This is a genomic window from Lysinibacillus sp. NPDC093210 (assembly GCF_044753985.1).
GTDB lineage: Bacteria > Bacillota > Bacilli > Bacillales_A > Planococcaceae > Lysinibacillus.
Genome location: NZ_JBIVOE010000006.1, coordinates 42,107 through 65,809 on the forward strand (window position 1 = coordinate 42,107; position 23,703 = coordinate 65,809).

The window sequence follows — 23,703 nt, forward strand, 5'->3', positions numbered from 1 at the left end:
GGCATAACTTGAATGAAAAATAACCCCTTCACCCTCTATAGTTAGCAGTTTGCATTCTTTTAAATAAAACAACTAGCGATAAAATATTCAAAATGACAGTTACGCCAAGAAGAACTGTTGCAGCGAAAATGACAGCTCCTGTAGTGTCCATAAGCGCACTCCAATCCTCAATATTAACGAGATGGTATTGATAGTACAGTTGAAAAATAAGTGAAATGCTACAAGCACTCAAACTCAAACTTGAAAGCAATCCCCATATTTTAAAGTCGTTCTTTTTAGATTGCATAAGTCCAACGACAGGAAGTAGCCATGCAATAAGACCAATCACTAAACTGCCAATATTAAGTAAACCAATCACTTCTTACCCCCCCTATTTCCCCTTTACAAGTTCCATTTATTTAACATTTAGACGTTCGGGTTATACAAATAGTTCCAATTATCATTTATCCTCTACATCAATTAAATAAATCGCCTTCTTAAATCCCCCACGTCTAGCCTTTTTCTGCTCACGAATCTCTTCTAGATCTTCATAACTTACACCTAGCGTATTTAAAGCTGTATGTATTAGTTCTAAAATATCGGCTAATTCTTCAACGCCCTCTGGAACGCTATCTGCCTCATGAAACTCTTTAGCCTCTTCCATCATTTTTGCTTTTACTTCTACTAGAAGCTCCTGTGGTTCTAAAATTCTTGCATTATACTTTAAACCATCTGCTTCAATAATTTCTAAAATCTGATCTCGTACTAACTTATTATAAATAGGCATTGTCATTCTCCTTTATAGTGGCATATCACACTTTTATTGTAATATATTTCTAGTTAATTAATAGCTCTATTCAATAGTTTATTAATCGGCACAACAACATTCATTAATGTTAAAGAAAATTTTATATGTAATCGACACTTCGATATAACTCGAAATATTAATAGTTTACAATGAATTTTGAAAATAAGAATAATGAGTGGGAGGAACTAAAATGAAAATAATAAAGCAACTGCCCAACCCCAACACAAAAATGATAAATCCTAAAATTTTATATTATGGATTCCCAGTAATTTTACTAACTACTTTAAATGAGGATGGAACAGTGAATATTAGCCCGTTATCATCTTCTTGGGCATTAGGAGACTATATTGTATTAGGTATTGGTATTGGTGGGAAGGCAATTGAAAATTTAGAACGACATCCAGAATGTGTGATTAATATACCAGACCATTCACTTTGCGAGAATGTTGAACAGTTAGCTCCTTTTACAGGGAAAAATCCAGTTCCAGAATATAAAAAGCAAACTGGCTATACTTATAAAAAAGAGAAATATGATATTAGTGGATTAACGCCTATACAGTCCACATTAGTAAAACCAACTCGGATTATGGAGTGTCCCATCCAAATTGAGGCAAAGGTTCAACACATTCGTATCCCAGACTATTCTCCTCATTTTGCCATTGTCGAAACACAAGCAGTACACGTACATGCACATACGGAAATTATTATTGAAGAAAATCATATTGATCCAAATAAATGGAGCCCACTTATTTATAATTTCCGTCATTACTTTGCACTTGGTAACAAGTTAGGTAACAATTTTCGAGCCTAGATAATTCCGAAGTTAGGATAGTAGCTCTAATAAGCTATTTTACCTTTAACAAAAATTTTCACTAACCGAAAGCTAAAACGAAAAAGCAACCTACTGCTTCAATTTCATTTAAAAAATGATTGATTTTGTTCGGTTGCTTTATTCTTATTGTTTATATAACCCTTGCTTTATCAGCTACACTTGAAAAGCAATCCACAATTGCCCTTAATCGAAAAACACGCCGATAATTATTCCCACTATAACTTTCCTTCGTCCAAACGCTCTTCAATGCGATCTTCAATTTCTTTCCTTTCTTCGTGCCACCATAATGCTTCTTCTGGTTCTTCTAAAATCTCTTTAATTTCAGCTTTCTCTTCGACAGCTGGCGGGGAACCTCGAAGTGCTTTGCCTGAAGTATCTTTTAGAAAGATACTTACAACGATAATACCAACAACAGATGCAAATATGACATAGTATGCAGGTACCATTTCATTCATCGTTTTGCTAATTAACCATGATACAAGTAAAGGTGTTGTACCACCGAACAATGACGCAGAAATATTAAAGGTAATCGCCAATGCCCCATTCCTCACATTTGTAAAAAATAGGGAGGGCAATAGTGCTGGCATTGTTCCCTGAAAAGAAGCAGAAAATACTGCTAGAATTAATAACCCCCAAAATACATGTAATGTATTTCCGCTACCAATCAAATTAAACGAAGGTATACTTAAAAGGATTAGCCCGATTAATCCCCCTTGAATAATCTTTTTCGCTCCTATGCGGTCACTAAAATATCCCATTAATAGAACAATTGGAATCATAATAACCATTACAATGACAATTAATAAAAGCCCTTCTGCTTCTCCATATCCAAGAACAGCAGTTAAATGAGATGGCATATAAGATAAAACGATATAGTTTACAACGATGTAAAAGAAAACAACAAACATTCCGACAACTATTGCTCTCCAATGAAATTGTAAAATATTTTTTACAGATATATGATTGTCATCATCTGATTTTTTTTCTTTCATTGCTTCAAAAGCAGGTGTTTCTTCTAAATTATTTCGCAAATAAAAGCCAATTAAACCAATAGGGGCTGATAAGAAAAATGGAATTCGCCAACCCCAATCTAACATTGTTTCCTCCCCTAAAATATAAGTAAGTAAAGTAACAAGACCAGCTCCTGCGATATAGCCGACTAAGGTCCCAACCTCAAGACCACTTGACATAAACCCTCTTTTTTTATCTGGCGTGGACTCCGCAATAAACGTCATAGCACCCGAATATTCTCCACCCGAAGAAAATCCTTGAACTAAACGTGCAATGAGTAAAAGTACTGTAGCAGTATACCCTATAGATGAATGAGCTGGAATCAAGCCAATACTCAATGTTGCCAGAGCCATCATGACTAAAGTAATAGCTAAGACTTTTTTACGGCCTAAACGGTCCCCGAGCATTCCAAAGAAAATTCCTCCAATAGGTCGAGCAATAAAGGCAACAGCAAACGTCGCAAAAGAAAATACTAATTGCATAGGACCACTTACTTCAGGAAAAAATACTTGTCCAATTGTAGCAGCTAAATAAGAGTAAATTCCAAAATCAAACCATTCCATTCCATTACCAACAGCAGTTGCTATAACAGCCTTTCGGGCGGAACTCGTGTCAACAACAGTAATTTCTTCTTTTTTCAACTTTGGTTTCGATTTTCTTTTAAATTTTGGGCTATTAAGGTGATTGTAATCAGCCAATCGAAATCCTCCTCGTTGTTAAAATTAATTGATACTATTGTTAAGCTATCCAATATGTAATTTATTATTAATTTCTTTAAAGTAAAAAAACAAAATTTCATCGAAAATGACTTATAAATCAGTATTATTGAAAAAAAGAAAAAAATTTATAAAAATGAATACTTATAGAAGTATCAGGAAAATGAAATAATGGTCAAACCAGCCAATAAAATAAGCGATAATGTGTCTGTTTCCCTTTCACTCCTTCCTATTTATATAAAAAAAAGCCCTCCACAGATTATGTGGAAGGCTTTTAAAACATTTGTAAATTAAATTCAACACCTGTAAGTTCACTATAAACATTATTGCACATTATTCTTTTTAGAAAAAAATCCTTCGAAAATCATATACAAAGCGAGTACGATCCAAAAGCTAAATAACCATGTGGTATTTTCTTTTAAGTCTGTAATAATTACAATCGCACCAAATAGCGTAATAAGTATTTTAATGATTAATTTGACCAAAATACATACTCCTTTCTATCGATAGAAAAATAATGATATACCCGAGTCAATTAAACTATTATTTTCAAATGGAAAAATCATTGTTCTTTTTTATAATTTATCTGCAATAATTTCACAGCTAATTCCAACACCAAACATTCGTGTCAGGATTACTACTTCAACATAGTATGATGTTGATCTACATCATTTGTAACATGTCCTTCTTTTCCTGCTCCAATTCCGACAATTAACAGAACGAAAGATAAAAAAATGAGTAAAATAAGTGGGATTGACCATCCACCTGTAATATCATGCAATGTGCCAACCAACACTGGTCCAACTGCCGCTAAAAGGTAACCGAAAGACTGAGCCATTCCTGACATTTCTGCGGCTTCTTTTCCATCACTTGTTCTTAGTGTAAAGAACATCATGGATAGGCTGAAGGCACTCCCTCCTGCAATTCCAAGAATGATAGCGCATAAAGGAACAAGCACAGAATTTCCTTGCAGTAGCCCTGCTAATCCAATAATAAACAGAATGGCCGTTGTAATACTTAGACCAACTTGATTTTTCATTTTTTCCGCTAGTACGGGAACAATGAACGTTATAGGAATAAGTGAGAACTGCATTAGAAAAACAATCCAACCAGCAGCATTTGAGTTATACCCTTTCATATTTAAAATATCTGGTAACCATGTGATTAAAGTATAAAACATGAGTGATTGTCCACCCATAAATATTGTTATCTTCCAAGCGAGTGGAGAACGCCACAAACTACCTTTTTTCTTTATATTTACTTTAACTTGTACTTTCTCACCTTTTTGTCGTTTACTAAGCTGTGGTAACCACAGCAATAAAGAAATGAGTGTTAACACTCCCCATATGCCAAGCGCACCTTGCCATCCAAAATTACCAACAGAAGCAATAGGTGCACTTACCCCAGAACCAAGCGCACCGAATAGATTCATAAATATAGCATAAATCCCAGTCATTAAACCGATTTTTTGTGGAAAATTCATTTTTACAATTCCTGGAATAAGTACATTACCCATTGCAATGGCAACCCCAATTAAAATAGTACCAGAAAATAAAGAGAAAATTCCTGAAAATGAGCGAATTGCAATACCAATTATAAGTAATATAAGGGATAAAGTAATCGTTAATTCCATGCCAATCCGATTTGCTATTTTTGGAGCAAACGGTGAAAGCAGTGCAAAGGCAAGTAAAGGCACTGTTGTAATCGTTCCTATAAGAGCATTACTGATACCAAGATCATCCCGTATCAAAGGTATAAGTGACCCAGCAGAAGTTAAAGGCACTCTTAAATTAGATCCCACTAAGATTATACCAATAAGTAATAACCAACTATTTCTTGTATTTTTATTTAATGTGGATGATATGGCTTCCTTATTCATGTTGTTATTCCTCCATCAATTTAACAATTACTTTTCTTAATGCCTCCATATAGTTTTCAACATAGGTTGCAGCAGCTACTTTATCCTGACTACGAATGGCTGTATATAACTCAATGTGAAGTTCTTCTTCAAATTTAAAAGGCACATTCATTGTCATTAAATCTTCCACAAACGAGTAGATGATTTCTAACAGTGGCTCGTATAAATCAATTAAGAGCTGATTGTTAGAAGCCACTACAACGGCTTTATGAAAACTAATATCTAATTCTATAAAGCGTTCACGATTACTATTTTTAGCAGCTTGAAGCGAATCTTGAATATATGATTCAAGTTTAGCTAAATCCGCTTCTGTCCTATGTTCAGCAGCCAACTGGGCAGCCTGTTTTTCTAAAGCTAAGCGCACATCAAGGATTTCAAGCAACGCTGATTTTTTTACATAACGCTTCAGTGCTGCTCCAAGAGAATTGGCAGAGCGTACGGTTGTTCCACTGCCTTGTTTCGTTTCAAGTAATCCTGCATGGACTAAGGCACGAATTGCTTCGCGAAGTGTATTACGGCTGACATCAAACTTTTCCATCAGTTCCATTTCAGGAGGAATTCTTTCCCCTACTTGCCAGCTTCCAGATTCAATTAACTGCTCAATTTGGGAAGCAACCTGTTCTACAAGGTTCATTCTGTTTGTCTTTTGAATCATAATGACGCCTCCTTAAATTTGTAGGATGATTGGTATATTGGTAAAGTTAACATAAAGAAAAAGGGTTGTCAATCCGATGTACATTCTTATGAACATTACTGAGATATATAGGTAAAATGCACATATGAATTTCTAACTTGACGGTAGGAATAAAATATCGAATTGTAATTTAAAGGAGAATTAATTTGAGGGAATCCTCTGCTCTAAGTTTTGATAGTACCGAATTGAGAAAATGACTTAAATTTTGTAGAACGAATAACGCAAAGTAAAGATGGACCTCGTTATGTTGGAAAACAGCAAATTATAATAGTAAATAAAATAGATACAAATCTACTATGATTTAGTTGCAGCATGTAATTAAATCATAAATAAAAACCACCTATAAAAAACAGGTAGTTTTTTTGGCTTTGTGCGCCCATTGGAGGGTAGCGCTGTGCTTTGTAATTTCGATTTTCTCAACATTTAATTCTCTGTCTAAGTTTGTAGCTCAGTATAAGTCCATTATACGTGTTGATTTTACTCACTCTACTTTTCCAGAGTATTTAGAATGTATTTTATACAATAACTTTTCTGAATAGCCACTTACATGTTTATAAGATAACTGTTATATAGGTAAAACCGAAAAAAAATCCAACAAGTTATTCTAACCTTGTTGGATTTTTACTTTCAACAGATATAATTTGACGATTCGGCCATTCGAGTGCGTGAAGTCGCCCTCCAAATACAGCACCGCCATCAATGCCAATAATATTATTGTCACCAAAATAAACATCGTAATTTGTTGGGTCTTGATGTAACTCATATGTTTGTGTATGCCCAAAAATCACCGTTTTCTCGCCTTTATAACCAGTATGAAATTCCTCTCGAATCCATAAAAGTCGTAAGGGGTCTGTGTCCGCTAACGCTACGCCCGGCACAACACCACCATGGACAAAAATTGCATCTTCTAACTCTATATACGTTTCAAAAGTTTCTATAAGCTGTAAATGTTCTTCGAGCTTCGGTAATGTTTGAATGTAACTAGGTAATGTATTAGTGAGAATGGCATCTTCAAAATCTTCCATATGATAGCCATAGCTAGCAAGTGTCGCATCCCCGCCATTGAGTGCAGTCCAATGATTCCAAGCTTTTGGAGACCCTGAACGACATGCTTTTAGCATAAGTGCCTCATGATTTCCCATTAGCACACGTGCCCCAGTGGCTTGTAGCTCAGCAACTATATTCAACACACCACATGAAGCAGGTCCCCGATCTATATAATCCCCGAGCAAAAATAGATTATCTTGTGTAGCATCGAACTTTACCTTTATTAATAATTCTTCTAAAAGTTCTAATTCCCCATGTATATCACTAATGGCTAAAATACGTGTCATAAAAAGCATCCTTTCTAGTATAACAGGCGTTACTTTTCATTATAGAGAAGAATATTACAAAATTCGACTTTTTTCGATTATAAATGATTACAGAGATACCTGAGACGATAAATAGTCACCCAGGCCCTTGAACATATATTCCCCCATTTATAATCAGCTTTTTGCACAGAATCTGATGATAAGAAAAAACCTGTATCTGGATTATAGTAATACAGTTTTGTATCATCATTACGATATGGGTTAATAGAGTCCATGTCATCTGTACCACTTTGCGTTAAAATGTTCCCCCATGAGTCATATGTGTAAGATGCTACAAGCTTGCCAGATCAAGTTGTATTGGGTGGATGGTAATGTAAATATTCTCAAACTTTTAATAATAAATGCTTGTTTAAATAGATTTACCTTTATCAAACTATGCCTTATTTTAATACTCAAGCGAACAAATGGTTTTGTAAATGGTTTTGTTAATTTCTATTGGCGAGAATATTTAATTACCGGATGCGCGGGAATTTTAACATCAAACCTTTCAGATGCAAAAAAATCTTTACTATTTTTTCTAATATTTTCAACGACTAGCCAATTGCCATGCACGTTACAACAAAAGAGCAATCCCGAATATATTTGTGGATTGCTCTTTTTGGTATATATCAATTTAATTTCCTACGTCTACCATATGTGATGTGAAGTTTTCGTTATGGATTCCTTCATGAACCGGTATGAAGATGCTTATTTGTTCGGTAGGTTCGACATCGTCATTAGCAACAGAGTGAACGACCCCTTTTGGAACTAGGAATGTGTCACCTTCATAATAGGATTTCCATACACCATTTTGTAGGAGTTTTACTTTTCCTTTTGTAATATGAATTACTTCAGCCACATCGTGATAATGGGGCAATACGGCTCCGCCCACCTCAATGCGTTCTCTTAAGACCGAGCTGACACTTACACCCAGTTCATCCGCCTCTTTGGCACTTAGGAGCTCTTGGTGATGGACTTTGCGGTGCTCTGTAAATACGTTCCACTTTAATTCATCACCAATTTTCACTTTCGTTTTTTTTTCGGTCAATCCAATCACTCCTTATATGATATTTTCATGCCCATGCGATACCTCATGCGATACTCGGTTAGTCGAAAATAACGGTACCTGTCCTTCCAAGGATTGCATCCTTTGCTTTATCTAGCGAGGTGATTATCGACTTTCTTCCTTGCTTGCCTCTGACGAATGAAATAGCTGCTTGGACTTTAGGAAGCATACTTCCTGGTGCAAAATGCCCTTCTCTAATCAATTTTTCTGCCTCTTCAACGGATAAATGATCAAGGTTTTGCTGATTCGGCTTACCAAAGTTGATCGCGATTTTTTCGACGGCTGTCAAAATGAACAAAAAGTCTGCATTCAGCTCATCGGCTAAGCATCTGCTTGCCAAATCTTTGTCAATGACCGCTTCCACACCGATTAAGGAATGGTTGTCTTCTTCGACTACCGGAATACCTCCGCCACCAACAGCAATCACTATGCGTCCTGCATTCACCAAGTCTTGAATAATATCTTTTTCAACGATTTTTAGAGGAACAGGCGATGGAATAACCCGGCGATAGCCGCGGCCGGAATCCTCAATATAAATGTCATTTGTTTCAGCCATTAATCTTTGTGCCTCTTCTTTTGAATAAAAGGAACCAATCTGTTTTGTAGGACTTTGAAAGGCGTGATCGTTCTTATCAACTACCACTTGACTGACAATCGTTGCGACTGATTTATTGATGGAGCGCTTTAACAGTTCTTCTTGGATTGCATTTTGCAAATGGTAGCCTATATACCCTTGGCTCATTGCCACGCACTCAGCAAATGGCATGCTAGAAATGCTTGCATGTTCCTTCGAGCTTTTTTCAAATGCAAGATTTATCGAACCAACTTGTGGCCCGTTTCCATGGGCAATAACTACATCATGGCCATGTTCAATTAAATCGACAATCGGTTTTGCTGCACTGTGTACTAATTGCTGCTGCTCCTGAGGCGTAGAGCCAAGAGCATTTCCTCCAAGAGCTATTAATATTCTACTCATTTGCAGCGCCCTCTCCATAAACTTTATAGAAACGAAGGAAGCCTTTTTCGAAGCATTCCATAGGAGGGTGGACAATGCCCGCGCCAATTTGCCCGATTCCAGCTACTTTATGTGCTATACCTGTATTAATGACTGGAAGAATGTTTGTTTCAATCACTTTTCTAACATCAACTCCAAAGGCAGCACCTCGAAAGTTTAAAGTTGGAATGGAATAATTACTATTTTCACTTACCGTAATTTCATACATTTGCTCGCTATATTGAATGGCGTCTTTTACCTCTCCTCCAACAAATTGAACAATCGCAGGGGAGCCGCCCATCGCAAATCCGCCAATTCCCATCGTCTCGGTAATGGCACTATCTCCTAGATCCCGAGTTGCCTCCTCCTCAGAATACCCTGCGAAAAATAAACCTTTGATAAAGTTTGCAGGTGCTGTAAACCATTCCTTTTCACTTAGCCCACTAATGCAAATGCCAAATTCCACACCATTTCTGGCCATTGTCGTGACAACAGTGGAATATGGAACGCCATGCCCTGCATCAAGTGCAGCTTTACATGCTGGCATGGACAGATTTAAGAAATAGTGTTCATTGTTTTGGATAAAACGCAAGACCTCTCGTAATGTGTCAGTCTCGATATCGATTTGCATGAAATAATCAGCAATCTCTCGGTAGAAAAGACTTGTTGCCGCCTTATTACGGTTATGGCATTCATCCCCCATATGAAGAGCTTGAGCAGTAATGGATTTCAAATCAATTCCACCTGCTAGCACAACAGCCTTTTTCAATGCAGGGGCAAAAACATCGCGCAGCCACTTTAGCCGATCAATTACTTCGCTAGAAAAAGCACCAAAACGCAACACCTTGCCTAGACCTTCATTAATTGAACAATATGCTCTGTTTCCATGTGTTCTGTTTTCAATGACATGCACTGGCATGGATGGCGAGACGATGCCCGCCATTGGCCCAACTGTTGAATGCTCATTGCATGAGCCAAATTCAATTTCTCCAGCATTAATCAATGCTCTCGCTTCTTCCTCGTTCGCTGCCATTCCTTCGAAAATGAGGGCTCCGATAATTGCACCTTGCATTGGACCAGCCATGTTTTCCCAGGCGATGGGAGGTCCAGAGTGCAGTATTTTTTTGCTGTGCATACTTGGAATGACATCGATAGCCTGCTCAATATCGATTAAGAAAGGATGGGCATCCTTAATGCGTTGAATGGCTTCCTGGTTTGCCTTTTCCACTTTTTCATTGTCCTGAAAGAAATCTAATGCTTTGAGTAGTTGCATATTGCCTCCTGCTGGGGGCTGCCAGTCAACTTGAATTGTTTCGATGCCCTGCAGTTCCAAATCTTCTTTAAATTTGGACGTTCCGATGTTAATCACTCGTAATGGCTGATTAAAAAGCGCATTTAGCGTACTCAATTTAATTGACCTCCTTTTCCACAAGCATTGCTGCAATTCTCGTTGCCATTTCATTGCTGTCAGCCACATAAACACCAACAGATTGAAGTTTTTTTTGCTGCTGCTGATAATCTTGCTTATCTTTGGAAGTTCCGCAAATATAGGCAACGACTGGCAAGTACCTTCCTGCTTGTGCGGCCTCATCCTTTGCTAATCTAATCGTATCGAGCGTCACACCTACTGGATTATCATGAGCACCAAATCCCAATTCAAAGTCCAATAATAAGACGGCGGTTTTTGGGTCTTTTGCTTCTTGAAGAATCCGGTCATTTCTAAGTGAGGGCTCTATCATTGGATGAGGTTTACCCTTTGTAAATTCGTCATCCCCCATATCCAGCAACGTATGGTCTACACTATGGGTAATATCGCTAAGTTTCTCTTCCACTTTCTTTGCTACATTGCTTTTGACAGTTTTTCCTGTAGATCGAATAATTGACAAAGCTTCTGCCGTCAGCGTACCGCCGCAAAATAATCCGCGAATGTCCTGTTGGGAATCATTTAATTTTGCTTTTTCTGCAGTAATCCATCTTTGAACACCTTCCGTAATTTCAGTTTCAATAACTGCTTGTGGATCAAGCAATTTAACAGACTTTCGGGCAGCATCAATTAATGTTGGTGAAAAAGTTGCTCCTGCTGCCTCTACTGCTTGTGCATCTCCATCCAGGAAGCAGACTACAACTGGTTTTCGGCATTTTTTTACTTCTGCAAGAATTTTATCTTGAACAATTGGGGCAGGCGGCTTAGAAATTAGTGTGATGACCTTTGTCTTCTTATCATTTTCTAATGCTTTAAGCCCTTGAAGCATCATAATACCGCCGATTGATTCATGGAGATCTCGACCACCTGTGCCAATCGCTTGTGTAATGCCAAACCCAAGGCGGTCGATTTGCACTGTCACTTCTTGTAGCCCAGTACCGGAGGCTGCGACTAGTCCAATGCCTCCTTCGCTGACTTTATTGGCAAAGCAAAGTCCACTGCGATTGATAATGGCTGTCCCACAGTCTGGTCCCATGACGAATAATCCTTTGTCTCTGCCTGTTTCCTTCAATAATTTCTCATCTTCGATACTGACATTGTCACTGAACAGCATGACATGCATGCCCTTTTTTAAGGCTAGACTAGCTTCTCGCACTGCATATGTTCCAGGAACAGAGATAATTGCCAAGTTAGCACCTGGCATAAGATTCAGCGCAGAATTTAAAGTTTTTGCTGTTTGATCTTTGTCTTTTCCTTTTTTCGCCTTCTTGGATGTTAATTCTGACTTGATGAGCTCCATCACTTCCTCTGCACGCTCATCTGTATCGGTAATCAACGCAATAATCAAATCATTTCCTGTGGACTCTTTTGCCTCATCCGTTAACAATCCGATATTTTCTAACAATTCTTTATTCATTTGGGTGGCCATCGTGACAACTGCCTGTTCGACACCCTCGATACTATTCATTTTGCCAGATAATGACATTAACGTTACCGAGTCATGATAGGCGTTTCTTTCTATCAATACTTTTGATGCCATTATGTTTTCCCTCCTTATAATTTAAAAGCTGTTGGTATGCCACACTGACACCAATCAGCATATCTGTCCCAGAGGTTGATCCAATTTCAACAAGTCGCTGTAAATGGGGAATTGGATTATTGTCCAAGTTCTCCAATACATCTAGCAAAGCTTCATTGACCTGCCCCTCTAAGCATTGCTTTATCATAAAATAGCTTACTGTGGTTGTTCTTCCTTTCAACTTTTGCAGCCATTCAGCGATGTGACTTTCAACTTTCTTGTATAGATAGGCTTCATCATAATACTGCCAAGTGGCCAGCAGCCCTGTTAGAAAGTCGTCACCTGATGGAGTCAGCCCGATTCCAAGGCCAGCAAACTTAAAAATAGACTTATCAAGCTTATCCGCCTTGATTTCCCGCTCTAATTGGTTAAACCCCTCCATAAAATTGGAAAAGTAAATATTTCTCCTTGTGGCAATAGAAACTTCCCAATCTGGATAAGTGAAGCTTTTCCATGCTGGGAAAACCCCTCCTGTTGCTCCGTTATGTAGTATGAAATGATTCAACAACTGCAAACTGGATAAGGTTGTTTCTTTCTTAGCTTTGCTAGGTGGATTAATTGCTCTGTTCCAAACTACCGCTTTAGAAAAGTCCCATTGCCAATCACTAATTTTCAAAAGACAATAATCAACTAAACAAACTTGTTTAGTCGACTTTAAAGTTGAGCACATCTCTGAAAAATAGACATTTTCAAAGGTTTTCATCATTCCTGGTGATTGGACCACCTCATTTTTTGCCAAAGAAAAGAGCAGGGTACCATCTTCGGTTATAAAATTCACCACCGTATCGAAAACACTGTGGATTGCTCCGATTTGTTCGCCAATCGGTTGGTGGCGTAACCATTCAAGCAGACGGCCGTCCATTTGATTGATTTTACTTGTATAAGTTCTAACCATTGATATCACCAAATTTTCAAGATTGACAATTTCAGCAAACGACCGAGAATTGTTCTCCCTATATACAACAATAATAAATATTTTCGGACTTCTTACTTATCATCATGGGGCAGAATACGTTTGAGAGGTATATAGGGGCATGCTATGGATATGGGAATAGAGCATGCCCTCAAATGCTTTATTCAACAATAGAAAATTTCATGGATTTATCTGGCGGAAAGTTGCTTTCCTTATTTACATAGTGAAGCAAGCAAATTCTGAGAAGATGTTGTCCACCCAAAGATGCCACCTTGTTGGTTAATCATATGAATGGAATCTTCATGGTCTCTTGGATCAAATGCCGCTGAGCAATCTTCGAGTAACAAGCACTCGAATCCACGGTCATTCGCTTCACGAATGGTTGTTTGCACACAGACATGCGTCGTTACGCCAGCGACAAGCAAATGTGTAATGCCTTTATTTTTCAAAATCACTTCAAGATCTGTTTGATAGAAAGCGCCTTTCCCAGGCTTGTCAATAACAATCTCACCTTCAAGCGGTTTTAGCTCATCCACAATATCATGACCATATTCACCCCGGATAAGAATTCTTCCCATTGGGCCTTCATCACCGATGCCTGCACCTTGCTTGCTGCCGCGTTTCAGTTTGCTTGGCGGGCAATCCGATAAGTCTAGTCGATGCCCTTCTCGGGTATAAATCACCATCAAGCCTTTTTCACGTGCAACTTCCAGTACAGTCTGAGTGGTAGGAATAATGGCGCGTGTTAGCGTAATATCATTCCCCAGTTTCTCGCCAAAGCCGCCAGGTGCACAAAAGTCACGCTGCATATCAATAATAATTAGGGCAGTTTTTTCTAACTCAAATTCAAAACTATAAGGTTTCGCGTCTATTGCATATACTTTACTCATGTAAATCTCCCTCTCAAATGTAATTTAAAATAGATGAATATGGGCTACTACCCGCAATCCGTTTTTACAAGGATTCTATTTGTTATACTGAATAAAATACAGAAAAAACTATAGTCCATTATTTTAAGATATACACAAACTTCCATACGTTAATCTTTTAAACGATTAGACAATAAAGGAAGGAGGATTTAATGTCTTTTTAGAAAAGATGAAGGACAGCGTTTACTAACTCTGCGCCAAGAAAGATTCCTATTACCCCGACAATTCCGATAAGAGGAGGCGCCGGAACTGGCAGCTTGATGAATTTGAATAATATGCCTACTAGTAAACCTCCAATTAAAGATAGAACGATCTGCAACATCTTACTTGCTCCTTTTTAAGTGGGATGTATATATCAAAAACATAGCAACCAAACATACAGTCTTAATTTTTTTATGTACTCACCTTTCTCTTTTCTTTAAGAGATTTGAAAAGAGAATCCATTAGTACACCTCCTAAAAATATACCTACCATTCCAAATATTCCAACTAACGGAGGGGCAGGTAACGGCAACTTAACTAATGAAAATAAAATGCCTACAATCAAACCACCTGCTAAAGATAAAAGATAGTCACGCATTTTAAACACTCCTTGTATCCCAAAGTGTAAACAAAAACCTATTACTTGAATCTTTTTTCTATGACGGCTGTATAATGATTACCTCCATCCTTTAATACCTAAATAATAGCACTTGAAAGCGGTTTAATCATTGTAAGAAGTTGATATTTATTTCACTTTTAATTGGCAACTTTCTACGAAGCGGAACGTCTTTTTTACAAAAAAAAGACATTGTCTTGTAGACAATGTCTAATGTGAAGTCTGTTGAGATTTCCCCACCCTTACCCTTTTTTCAGTTGCAAGTATTGATGCAATTGGTAGGCCAATGCAATTTCTGTTAATTCAAATCCATCCTCACCGTCTATTCCAAGTTCTTTCAGCTTATTTATCCGATAGCGCATCGTATTATAATGAACAAACATATCCTCTGATGTTTTTTGCACATTTGTATTGTTTTTAATGTAGTACCTGAGGGTTTCTATAAGGTTAGTATTCTTCCTTTTGTCATATTCGAACACTTTCCCTAATTTCTCCGTTACGAAATCTTCTAGGATGAAAAGATTCTCAACGTAATGAAAAAGGCGGAACAAGCCGATATCACCATAAAAATGAACATAGGATTGTTTTTGTAAGTTTTCTTTATACACTTGAAATACTAATGTTGAATTGTCGTAATACTCTTTAATCTGGTTAAAACGGTGCACTGTATCGGAAATGCTGACTCCAAGATTACCGTACTTCTCAAACAGTGAAAGAATCACATCCCCTAGATTTTGGAGTTTTTGCCGAACATTATTTTCTGATACAAGACTGATAAAACATACTAAAGAGTCATTAATATAAAGAACCTTGCAATTTTCTATAGGAACATCGACTATTTTTGAAGCAGACCTTTCAATCAGACCTGAATCGAGCATTTTGTGGAATATTGCTAATTTCTTTTCGCTTTCTTTCTCATTTGTTTTGATGCTCACCAAGACAAATGGGAATTGGAAGTTCCATTTAAATACTTTCGCTTTTTCAATCATTTCGGTTTGAGAGGAATATTGATTATGAAAAATGTCCCTGACAAAACTGCTTAAATGATTCCTTTCTTTTTGAAGCAATGTTTGCTCTGTTTGAAATAAAAAAGCAATGATAAAGGATGCCTGTTCGATGGCAATAATCATGTCCTCTGTCAGATTTTTTTCTTTATCCAACAAAACGACTAAAAAGCCATACTCGTTGCCTCCAGCATAAATGCACTGAATAAAAATATCATTTTTTTCATAAATAGCATTACCCACTTGAACGGAAAACGTGCTCTTGCTTGAACCCGAATTATATCGCTTGCGATGAATTGATATTTCTTGTTCTTTTTGTATAGACGACCGAACATATTCAAAATCATTGTTTAGAAGCAGGATAGGAGCGTTAACGAGATTCGCAATAGAAAGAACGAACTTGTTTACATCAGTACCTTCCAATAATAGCTCTAGCAATTGCTGGTGCATCTTATTTCGGAATTCCAACAGAGATGTCTTTACGTCTAAAAACTTTGTCAGTACCTGATTGGCAAGCGTTGATAAGTTTGCACCATCGGGGAGCTGCATTAACGGAATCCCAAGCTCGTTAGCTTGCTCCACCATAATTTTGGGAATTTCAGCGACATATCTTCCTGGTTTGATTGCTATTCCTGCAACATTCATTTCTGCCAATTTTGGAATCAATGTTTGAATATGCTTCGGTTTATCCGCAACAGGATACAATGTGGTAAGCAGTAAGCCATGTTGATCGATATATGCGTAAATGTCGGGAACTTCCATAAAATACACGTTTTCAACTCTGCGGCTTAAACCGGAATCGCCAGCAATCACTTTTACGTCTTCAAACCCTTCCATTTTTAATACATCACATATAGTAATAAACATAATATCACTCCAAACGAGGGAAGAATGTTCCCATATTTTCGGTTTTTATGTCAAATGCTTTGCGTGACAGTTTTATTATGGATGGTTGCGGTGATTGAGAGGAAAATGAATTCACCGCCCGAAACTTCATTAAAATATACCTCTTGCGAGAAACAAGATTTTTTTAATTATAACACGAATACGAGGACGGACCCCTACTTATCACTAACGGCTGTAATCCTTAATTTTTTACAATATATCGATAAAAAAGACTAAGACGCCTATCAAATAAGCATTCTTAGTCACTGATGATTCTATTTATTAAACTTTGTTTCAAATGCATAAAAAAAAGAGCAAATGAAGTAGTTTATTGTCTTCCTCAACTGTTAAAAAATCATTTTCTTTCCAACGTTTTAATATAGTTCCGCTAGGAAAACAGACAGCTTTCTCTTCTTCCGCTTTCTGCATCAAATTATCAAATCGTTGCGATGTTTTCTATGTTAACCATTTATTAGATAGCGAGCAAACTGCCATCAGCAGCCGCAGCGATGTCGACCTTGAATCAAGGCGCAAAGACTTCTGGATTATCGTCTCGCCATGCGCCTATGCAACCAATTAGACAGACCGTGTAGCTTCGCATGACCTTTCCGATTTCACTGTTCGCATATTCAATTGCGATATTTACGCCTGGCTTGCGCCACGCCAATATTCGACCGGAAAATCCAGGCCAACTACAGTCTTCATCCATTTCAGGTTGACCATATACCTTTATCGACTGCTCTGGTGTTGAGCTCATCGTGATCCCCTTTGAAAGCTTTCCGGAAAACGGAGCTTTAATTCTGTCATCCGACCCGGGCGCAAGAAAATGTATGGCACCAATGATCCATTCGTCTTGATTTGTATAATTGAGTCCAGTCAAATCATTTATTTTTGGTGGGCGATAAATATCGAAACGGATTGATGTTTTCACAGACCAGATAATATCGTCTTTGAAATAGCTGTTCGGAGATGGCATTCTTTTGACACCGAATGATTGCAGCAAGGCTTGAACATTCCTGGGATTATACGGTTGGCCAAGCATTTCAATGAGTAGTTCAGCTGGTTCTTTCATGTGTATTTCTACTCCTTTCGCTTCTTTCAAGGGATATAACTTGATGAAATCGTAGTGTCACTTGAAAGAACATTTTTCTGATAATACCGTCCCCCCGTCTCGATGTGCAGGGGTAAAACCATGAGCTCTGTATTAATCCTTATATTCTATATTGCTTCCAATTACTCCTTCTTCTACTAGACTGCCCTGCTAGCTACCCATGTCACAGAAAATCAACACTATACAACAGAAAATAATAGTTTATTACGTTTTTTCATGGGAGTGAAAGAAGGATTTTTAAACAACTTTATTATCATCGTACAATTTGAGTTCATAAAATTCTTTAACTCTCCCGCCTATATTGTATAGCACCTAGGTTAAATAGAGCTTACATTTAAAAAATCACAAATAAGAGAGTAGTGATTCCCTATTCTTTTACTTGTTTAGTAAAATATTCTCTAATGCCTGTGCATTTTCTTTATCTAAATTTCCATAGCCTTCTTTTTCATTATTGCTAATAATTGTAGCTGTATCATTATTTTGATTGAACCAAATCTGATATTCAAATAATCGTTCAGGCATATTTTCATCATACTTATAAAATAGTGTTGCCTTTATATCTTTTTCTCTAGCCATTTTAGATTCTACATTTGGTTCCCATTTAATTTGTTTAAATATTTTCCTTATGATCTCCAATGTTTTTTCTTCAGTAATCATTAGAGATTCTCCATAGCTACCATCTGCCTTAACCTCTTCAATATCTATCCTAGTGAGTTGTTTTAAATCAAACTTATTCGGAACTTTATTTATACAGCCCATTAAAAACATTACAAAAATAAAACAGATGACAAACCGAACATTTATTTTTTTAGACAACAAACCAACTCCTATTCTCTAATTACGCACCTCATTATACAATATTTTACACACAAATCACTTTAACAATCATAAATATTAATACAACAAAGACAATAGTTTTTTCCAATATAATTGATTTATCTTCCTGCGATTTTAAGAGGATTTCAAACTCATAACTGTTTAAAAAAATAAATAGCTAATTGGTCAATCGTAAAGAAACTAAACATTTTTTTCTTGGGAACACCAAAACCAAGAGATCAAGAAATATATTTATCCAGGACACCTCGGGCATACGGATAATAAACAAACCCTCAATACCTACAGTCATTTATCAAAGCGGAACAATATAAAGGCAAGTAACTTGTTCGACGACATCTTGTAAATGTCTCCTTTTTGTCGCCTATAGCACCTATCCATTTAAAGAAAAAAAGCAACCGACTTTTTCGATTCCATTAAAAAATGGTCACTTTTTAGTCGGTTGCACTTATGCTTATTGTTTTATGCTTGCTTTAAACCCTTGCTATATCAACTACTCTTGAATAGCAGCTTCTAAAGCAACAACGATCATGTCGTTGAAGGTTGTTTGACGTTCTTCAGAAGTCGTTACTTCGCCTGTAATGATGTGGTCACTTACTGTTAAGACAGAAAGAGCTTGATATGACAGGGTTTATGATACTTTTAAAGGTTCATTACTTTCACGCTAAATATACAAAAGCTGTATAGCGATTTTACTTTAACAAGAAAAATTTTAGTCCCTTTTAGTCCCCTATTTTTTAGGGGACATATTTTCCATCGTAATGATATTAATCATGTCGTTTCAATAGCAACCTCAATTCGTGTGAGTGCAACAGGTCACATATATATAAGAAGATACCCTATCTCAATATCGGAAAAGTACCCCCTCTATCACCCATGCAATGTAGCGCACCAATCGTCCGCCTGACACACTTTGACCTCCACTGACCAATGTGTCATCTCGACCTCTAGTGTCGCACACAGGGACACTAACAGGCGTTCACAGGTGGCTCAGTCGCACTCACAGTCACCCATTGACCCCAATTTCAACACTAAGTAAAAGAGAGATTTTACAGTCAATTTACAGTTATTGAATAGATGATAAACCCTTATAAATCAATGCTTTATCTACTTTTTGTAAATGATGCACCTTAGGTCAATTATTTGCTATCCTCTACAACTTCTTGTGCTTTGCGTTTCTTTGCTTCACGCTTCAAGGTACTCATACTAATTCCTGTTGCTTCTTCAACCTGCGAGAATGAATGAGTTTCTTTAAGCTTCATAGCGTGGTCAAGCTGTGCTTTTGTGTATGTAGGTTTACGACCTTCACGATAGTTTGGATTCTGTTTGGCAATCGCTTTGCCTTCCTGTGTGCGTTCAATAATCATATTACGCTCCATTTCAGCAACAGCAAGTAAAGTTGTCAAGAAGAACCGCCCCATGCTTGTATCTTCTAATAGACCAACATTAAGCACATGTACTTTTACTCCTTTTGCAAATAAGGATTCTACCAAATCAATTCCCTCTTTTGTATTTCTTGCTAAACGGTCTAGTTTAGTTACCACCAATTTATCTCCTGCTTGCAATGTTTCAATTAGCTCTTGTAGCTGTGGTCTATCAGTTGAAGTACCTGTAAATTTTTCCTTGTAAATGTGTTCCACATTCTCTTTCTCTAATGCTTCAATTTGTACCTCTAGCTCTTGACCCTTAGTTGATACACGAGCATATCCATATACTGTTATTTCAGTTCCTCTTTTCACGTTCACTTATGACACTTAATTGCGACACCGTTTGATACCTTGATATTACAGCATCGGACTTTCGGTGTCAATACTTTTTAAGTTTCGACACCATTAATGTTTGATAGTCCCATCGTTAACACCCACACTTCTCTTTGTAAATATCCATCTTTAATCATTCACTTTAATAAACAGAACATTTCCCCATATTAATTACTTTTCTTTCATTTATTTATCCATCGGTGCAATTAATACAGGTTTATGATGCGATTCTTCTAGGATAAGTTAACGATAGGATTATTAGCAGTTTAGACCTTATCGTCTCGTTAGTTTTGTAACAGCCAATCTTTCTCGTTAGTGCTACACGCATATCACACCAACATTTGGAAATGTGTTAAACTAGACCAAACAACTGATTGTTAGGTGGGGAATTTATGAAATTTAAACACTTTTTATGTATTATTTTAAGTTTGAGTATACTGAATGGATGTAGCAATCATGATGAGTTAGAAAAAGGAAGAGGCACCTTCACTGAAGGAACAGTAACTCTTTTTGCTGAATTTGAAAATTTAACAAAAGAGTCGCAAAAAACATTATTAGAGAAGTTAGATGAAAATAATATAGACTATGTAGTTGATAATCAAGGGTCTGTGTTTGTAAGAGAAAGGGATATTGACAAAGCCAATTCGTGTTGTAAGCAATAATATATAGATTTTTATACACGTTGTAGCATGAAAGAACAGGACTTGTATTTATCATTATTCCTCATATCTGCAAGTCCATTTGTTATGCTTCCTCTATCTCTGCTGTAGCTCCACAAACAGCTTTGTAGCAACTATTAGATAACTCCACCTCTTCCCTATCAACGCTCACAATCTCGTGTACAAGGTGCTATGGTCACTGTAAGCTTAACTCAAAGTTGAAGCGATTTAACTTCTTTCTAATCGCTTCGAGGTAGCAGTCAATCTTTCTTATCAGTCATATACACACTCAACTCGCACCATTATTTGTAAATATGTTACACTAAACCAAACGACTGATTATTCAGTTAACCAACCAACAGAGCAATTTAGTTTATCAGCAAATAAATTATTTTCTGAAACGCAATTAATCATGAATTCCTAGTTATAAGAAATACCTTTATTTAGAAAAAATAATAATTAAAAAAGGAGGCAAAATAATTGAGCCAAAATAAGCAAGATAAAATCTAAGTGCAAAAAAAGGTTCAAGGTTTATATAGAAAGATAAAACAACAGCGTAAGGGAGATGAAAATAATAACAAAATCAGTATATTTATTGTAAATATTTGTGTTGTATTAGCGATTTTGGCTCTTATACTAAATGCATTTATTAAAGAGTTCTAGATTATTTATTGGGAAATTTTAGCGTTGAAAATTGTAAAATTTACGGATGCTATATTTCAATAAGAACAGGACTTGTGTTTATGATTATTCCTCATAAATGCAAGTCCTTTTGTTATGTTCTCAACGGTCACAAGAAAGTCCATTGAATCAACTGTGAGATGAATCAAAGTGACCAACTGTGCGACTCAACAAATCTCGATGCGTCACAGTGCTGTTCTGTGGCACATGACGGCTCTAGTAATACGCTAAACAGTTCCTCACGATGCTCCAAATACATAGTTGCTAATGGCTCTCTATGCTCCATCACCGTTGCTTTAAGGTGCTTCTTCTCCTTAGCAGGCTTCTTTTTTATTCCACTTCTAATTTGTAGCCCTCTATCTAATCCACAGCCATCATAACGGTGTAATGCGCTTGTCGTTGAACCTGCTATTATATAGAGTCTTTGGGTACATAAAATTTCAGCATTTCTCACAAAACCTTACTAATCTTACTGTAAGCCACACGATATCCAACTTCTTTCGAGGGAGTTTATTGAAATTCTTTAATTACCCTTAAAGCCTTATCGTTGCTTATACTTTAAAGAAATATTTTGAATCGATAATTATCCCTATCGTATCGATCAAAAATATAACATCGATGTGTATTTGTTATACCTCACCCCCAACACAACCAATATTTGCATATTTATTAGACTAGACCAAACAACTGATTAATCAGTTATTGAAATAACGAAGCAGTTTAGTTGAAGAATAATTTAAAGATTTCAGGGGAAAATACTTATTAATTAAAACTCTATTTAAGGAGTGTCTGATGAAGAAAATACTATTAATATTATCTTTTATTCTTTTTAGTATGTATATTAATAACCATCAAGTGGTTGCGGAAAAAACCACGAATGAGGACTTATACAAAAATGCTTTGTTAACATTAATTTCAGGAAATCTTGATGCCCAAAGTGAACAGCCTGATTATAAGCTTATTTATGATACTTTGATTACAACACTATACCCTTCCATACAAAAAGAAATTATTAATTACTATGGGTATCCCAAACAATATGGATTATATGATGCTAAGATTTTGAGTATCATCAGAAGGCATGAGGGCAGTTTTGATTTTAATGCAAAAGTCCAAGTCACAACATTTGAACATGCACATGACCCGCCTTATGGTAAGGAAACAATGGTTTTTAATATAAGTCCATTTGGGGTTAAAACCATTAGCTTTCAACATGAGGGTGAAAAATTAGAAAAGGATATAAATGAATTTTATAAAGCAACACTTTCAGATATAAAACAGTCTTTTAATTTGGATTTAGGGTCTTACTCTTCTTACACATATAATCAATTGCAATACCAAGCAGAAATAAATAATGAATTTAAATCTCTTTTTAATATTGCAGAAGAAGTAGTAACCAACATATTGTTTCCCGAAAGAAAGATACCCAACAAAAATGTTATTGACCCTGTAACCTTTATAAAAGACAACACAGGTTATATGCTCTATAAAAAGTCTGATGGCACAAATGTAATTTATAAAGTGCAAAAGAAAGATGGTAATTGGATAGTAACAGATAAAAATAGTAAACAAGGTAAGAAAATGGATTATACAATACCATGGTATGTATGGAATAAAATTAAGCCTACTGATTAATTCAGTAAGGCTTTATTAATAATGTATAACTTGCATGTATGACCTATCTTCATCTATGCAAGTCCTTTTGTTATACTTTCACAATTGCTCCTACAGCCCCACAAATGTCTCTGTTGCTCCAAGTAGACAACCTCTATAAATGATTCCTCAACTCCACTCTCAACGCTAGGTTCTACTGTCGCTTTGAACACTTCTGTAGGATTACACATTTACCATTCCACTATAAACTCAAACTCTGCTATGTTATGCACACTTTTACCACACAATACTAACTTTTCTCCTAATGTGCTACAATCTCAATACTGAAAGAATTTTAGATTTTC

23 protein-coding genes and 1 pseudogene are annotated in these 23,703 nt (G+C 36.6%); 3 read left to right on the forward strand and 21 right to left on the reverse strand.

Going from position 1 to position 23,703, the window contains the following annotated elements:
- Window positions 1-28 precede the first annotated feature (28 nt).
- Window positions 29-358, reverse strand: a complete 330-nt coding sequence (locus tag ACIP9C_RS14775) for a hypothetical protein (protein ID WP_401011806.1) — start codon at window positions 356-358, stop codon at window positions 29-31.
- 81 nt (window positions 359-439) lie between these two features.
- The gene (locus ACIP9C_RS14780) at window positions 440-766 is read right to left on the reverse strand and encodes a pyrophosphohydrolase domain-containing protein (protein ID WP_401011808.1); all 327 of its coding nucleotides are present in this window, start codon (window positions 764-766) and stop codon (window positions 440-442) included.
- A 211-nt stretch (window positions 767-977) separates the two neighbouring features.
- Between ACIP9C_RS14780 and ACIP9C_RS14785 the strand changes: the two genes are divergently transcribed.
- Complete coding sequence (locus ACIP9C_RS14785; protein WP_401011809.1) at window positions 978-1,598, forward strand: flavin reductase family protein; 621 nt, start codon at window positions 978-980, stop codon at window positions 1,596-1,598.
- A gap of 236 nt (window positions 1,599-1,834) precedes the next feature.
- Here the strand turns inward: ACIP9C_RS14785 and ACIP9C_RS14790 are convergent, their stop codons facing one another.
- The 18 genes and pseudogenes from ACIP9C_RS14790 to ACIP9C_RS14875 all read right to left on the reverse strand — a co-directional run bounded on the left by ACIP9C_RS14790 (window position 1,835) and on the right by ACIP9C_RS14875 (window position 20,390).
- Entirely contained in the window at window positions 1,835-3,328 is a 1,494-nt protein-coding gene (locus tag ACIP9C_RS14790; RefSeq protein ID WP_401011810.1) for an MFS transporter, read from the reverse strand.
- Window positions 3,329-3,669: 341 nt separating this feature from the next.
- Window positions 3,670-3,831, reverse strand: a complete 162-nt coding sequence (locus tag ACIP9C_RS14795) for a hypothetical protein (protein WP_401011812.1) — start codon at window positions 3,829-3,831, stop codon at window positions 3,670-3,672.
- A gap of 152 nt (window positions 3,832-3,983) precedes the next feature.
- Window positions 3,984-5,225, reverse strand: a complete 1,242-nt coding sequence (locus ACIP9C_RS14800) for a CynX/NimT family MFS transporter (RefSeq protein ID WP_401011814.1) — start codon at window positions 5,223-5,225, stop codon at window positions 3,984-3,986.
- A 4-nt stretch (window positions 5,226-5,229) separates the two neighbouring features.
- Window positions 5,230-5,922, reverse strand: coding sequence for a FadR/GntR family transcriptional regulator (locus ACIP9C_RS14805; RefSeq protein WP_483869672.1), 693 nt, complete (start codon window positions 5,920-5,922; stop codon window positions 5,230-5,232).
- A gap of 635 nt (window positions 5,923-6,557) precedes the next feature.
- Window positions 6,558-7,292 (reverse strand): metallophosphoesterase, encoded by a 735-nt coding sequence (locus ACIP9C_RS14810; RefSeq protein ID WP_401011817.1) that lies wholly within the window; start codon window positions 7,290-7,292, stop codon window positions 6,558-6,560.
- 652 nt (window positions 7,293-7,944) lie between these two features.
- Window positions 7,945-8,358 (reverse strand): cupin domain-containing protein, encoded by a 414-nt coding sequence (locus tag ACIP9C_RS14815; protein WP_401011819.1) that lies wholly within the window; start codon window positions 8,356-8,358, stop codon window positions 7,945-7,947.
- Between the two features lie 58 nt (window positions 8,359-8,416).
- Complete coding sequence (gene arcC, locus ACIP9C_RS14820; protein WP_401011821.1) at window positions 8,417-9,352, reverse strand: carbamate kinase; 936 nt, start codon at window positions 9,350-9,352, stop codon at window positions 8,417-8,419.
- Window positions 9,345-10,778 (reverse strand): YlbE family protein, encoded by a 1,434-nt coding sequence (locus ACIP9C_RS14825; protein ID WP_401011822.1) that lies wholly within the window; start codon window positions 10,776-10,778, stop codon window positions 9,345-9,347. The genes arcC and ACIP9C_RS14825 overlap by 8 nt, the downstream gene beginning before the upstream one ends.
- Before the next feature lies 1 nt (window position 10,779).
- A complete protein-coding gene (gene fdrA / locus ACIP9C_RS14830; protein ID WP_401011824.1) occupies window positions 10,780-12,333 on the reverse strand; it encodes an acyl-CoA synthetase FdrA in 1,554 nt (517 codons plus the stop codon).
- Window positions 12,293-13,267 carry an oxamate carbamoyltransferase subunit AllH family protein gene (locus ACIP9C_RS14835; RefSeq protein WP_401011826.1) on the reverse strand — a complete coding sequence of 325 codons (975 nt, stop codon included), beginning with the start codon at window positions 13,265-13,267 and terminating at the stop codon, window positions 12,293-12,295. Before ACIP9C_RS14835 ends, fdrA begins: the two co-directional genes overlap by 41 nt.
- A 230-nt stretch (window positions 13,268-13,497) precedes the next feature.
- Window positions 13,498-14,175, reverse strand: coding sequence for a cysteine hydrolase family protein (locus tag ACIP9C_RS14840; RefSeq protein WP_401011827.1), 678 nt, complete (start codon window positions 14,173-14,175; stop codon window positions 13,498-13,500).
- Window positions 14,176-14,374: 199 nt separating this feature from the next.
- The gene (locus ACIP9C_RS14845; RefSeq protein ID WP_172771582.1) at window positions 14,375-14,536 is read right to left on the reverse strand and encodes a XapX domain-containing protein; all 162 of its coding nucleotides are present in this window, start codon (window positions 14,534-14,536) and stop codon (window positions 14,375-14,377) included.
- Between the two features lie 71 nt (window positions 14,537-14,607).
- The gene (locus ACIP9C_RS14850) at window positions 14,608-14,793 is read right to left on the reverse strand and encodes a XapX domain-containing protein (protein ID WP_401011829.1); all 186 of its coding nucleotides are present in this window, start codon (window positions 14,791-14,793) and stop codon (window positions 14,608-14,610) included.
- A 260-nt stretch (window positions 14,794-15,053) separates the two neighbouring features.
- Window positions 15,054-16,682, reverse strand: coding sequence for a PucR family transcriptional regulator (locus ACIP9C_RS14855; protein WP_401011830.1), 1,629 nt, complete (start codon window positions 16,680-16,682; stop codon window positions 15,054-15,056).
- Between the two features lie 541 nt (window positions 16,683-17,223).
- A complete protein-coding gene (locus tag ACIP9C_RS14860) occupies window positions 17,224-17,772 on the reverse strand; it encodes a hypothetical protein (RefSeq protein ID WP_401011832.1) in 549 nt (182 codons plus the stop codon).
- A 414-nt stretch (window positions 17,773-18,186) separates the two neighbouring features.
- Window positions 18,187-18,627: a hypothetical protein gene (locus tag ACIP9C_RS14865; RefSeq protein WP_401011834.1), complete on the reverse strand. Its 441-nt coding sequence runs from the start codon at window positions 18,625-18,627 to the stop codon at window positions 18,187-18,189.
- 511 nt (window positions 18,628-19,138) lie between these two features.
- Window positions 19,139-19,264 (reverse strand): annotated as a pseudogene (locus ACIP9C_RS14870) (purine-nucleoside phosphorylase); the annotation flags it as partial.
- A 520-nt stretch (window positions 19,265-19,784) separates the two neighbouring features.
- Window positions 19,785-20,390: a recombinase family protein gene (locus tag ACIP9C_RS14875; protein ID WP_401011835.1), complete on the reverse strand. Its 606-nt coding sequence runs from the start codon at window positions 20,388-20,390 to the stop codon at window positions 19,785-19,787.
- Between the two features lie 407 nt (window positions 20,391-20,797).
- Here ACIP9C_RS14875 and ACIP9C_RS14880 point away from each other — a divergent pair, with 407 nt between their 5' ends.
- On the forward strand, window positions 20,798-21,067 hold the full coding sequence (locus ACIP9C_RS14880; protein ID WP_401011837.1) for a hypothetical protein: 270 nt from the start codon (window positions 20,798-20,800) through the stop codon (window positions 21,065-21,067).
- 823 nt (window positions 21,068-21,890) lie between these two features.
- Here the strand turns inward: ACIP9C_RS14880 and ACIP9C_RS14885 are convergent.
- Window positions 21,891-22,199, reverse strand: a complete 309-nt coding sequence (locus tag ACIP9C_RS14885) for a hypothetical protein (protein WP_401011839.1) — start codon at window positions 22,197-22,199, stop codon at window positions 21,891-21,893.
- A gap of 338 nt (window positions 22,200-22,537) precedes the next feature.
- Here ACIP9C_RS14885 and ACIP9C_RS14890 point away from each other — a divergent pair, with 338 nt between their 5' ends.
- Window positions 22,538-23,380 carry a DUF3888 domain-containing protein gene (locus ACIP9C_RS14890; RefSeq protein ID WP_401011841.1) on the forward strand — a complete coding sequence of 281 codons (843 nt, stop codon included), beginning with the start codon at window positions 22,538-22,540 and terminating at the stop codon, window positions 23,378-23,380.
- Window positions 23,381-23,703 lie beyond the last annotated feature (323 nt).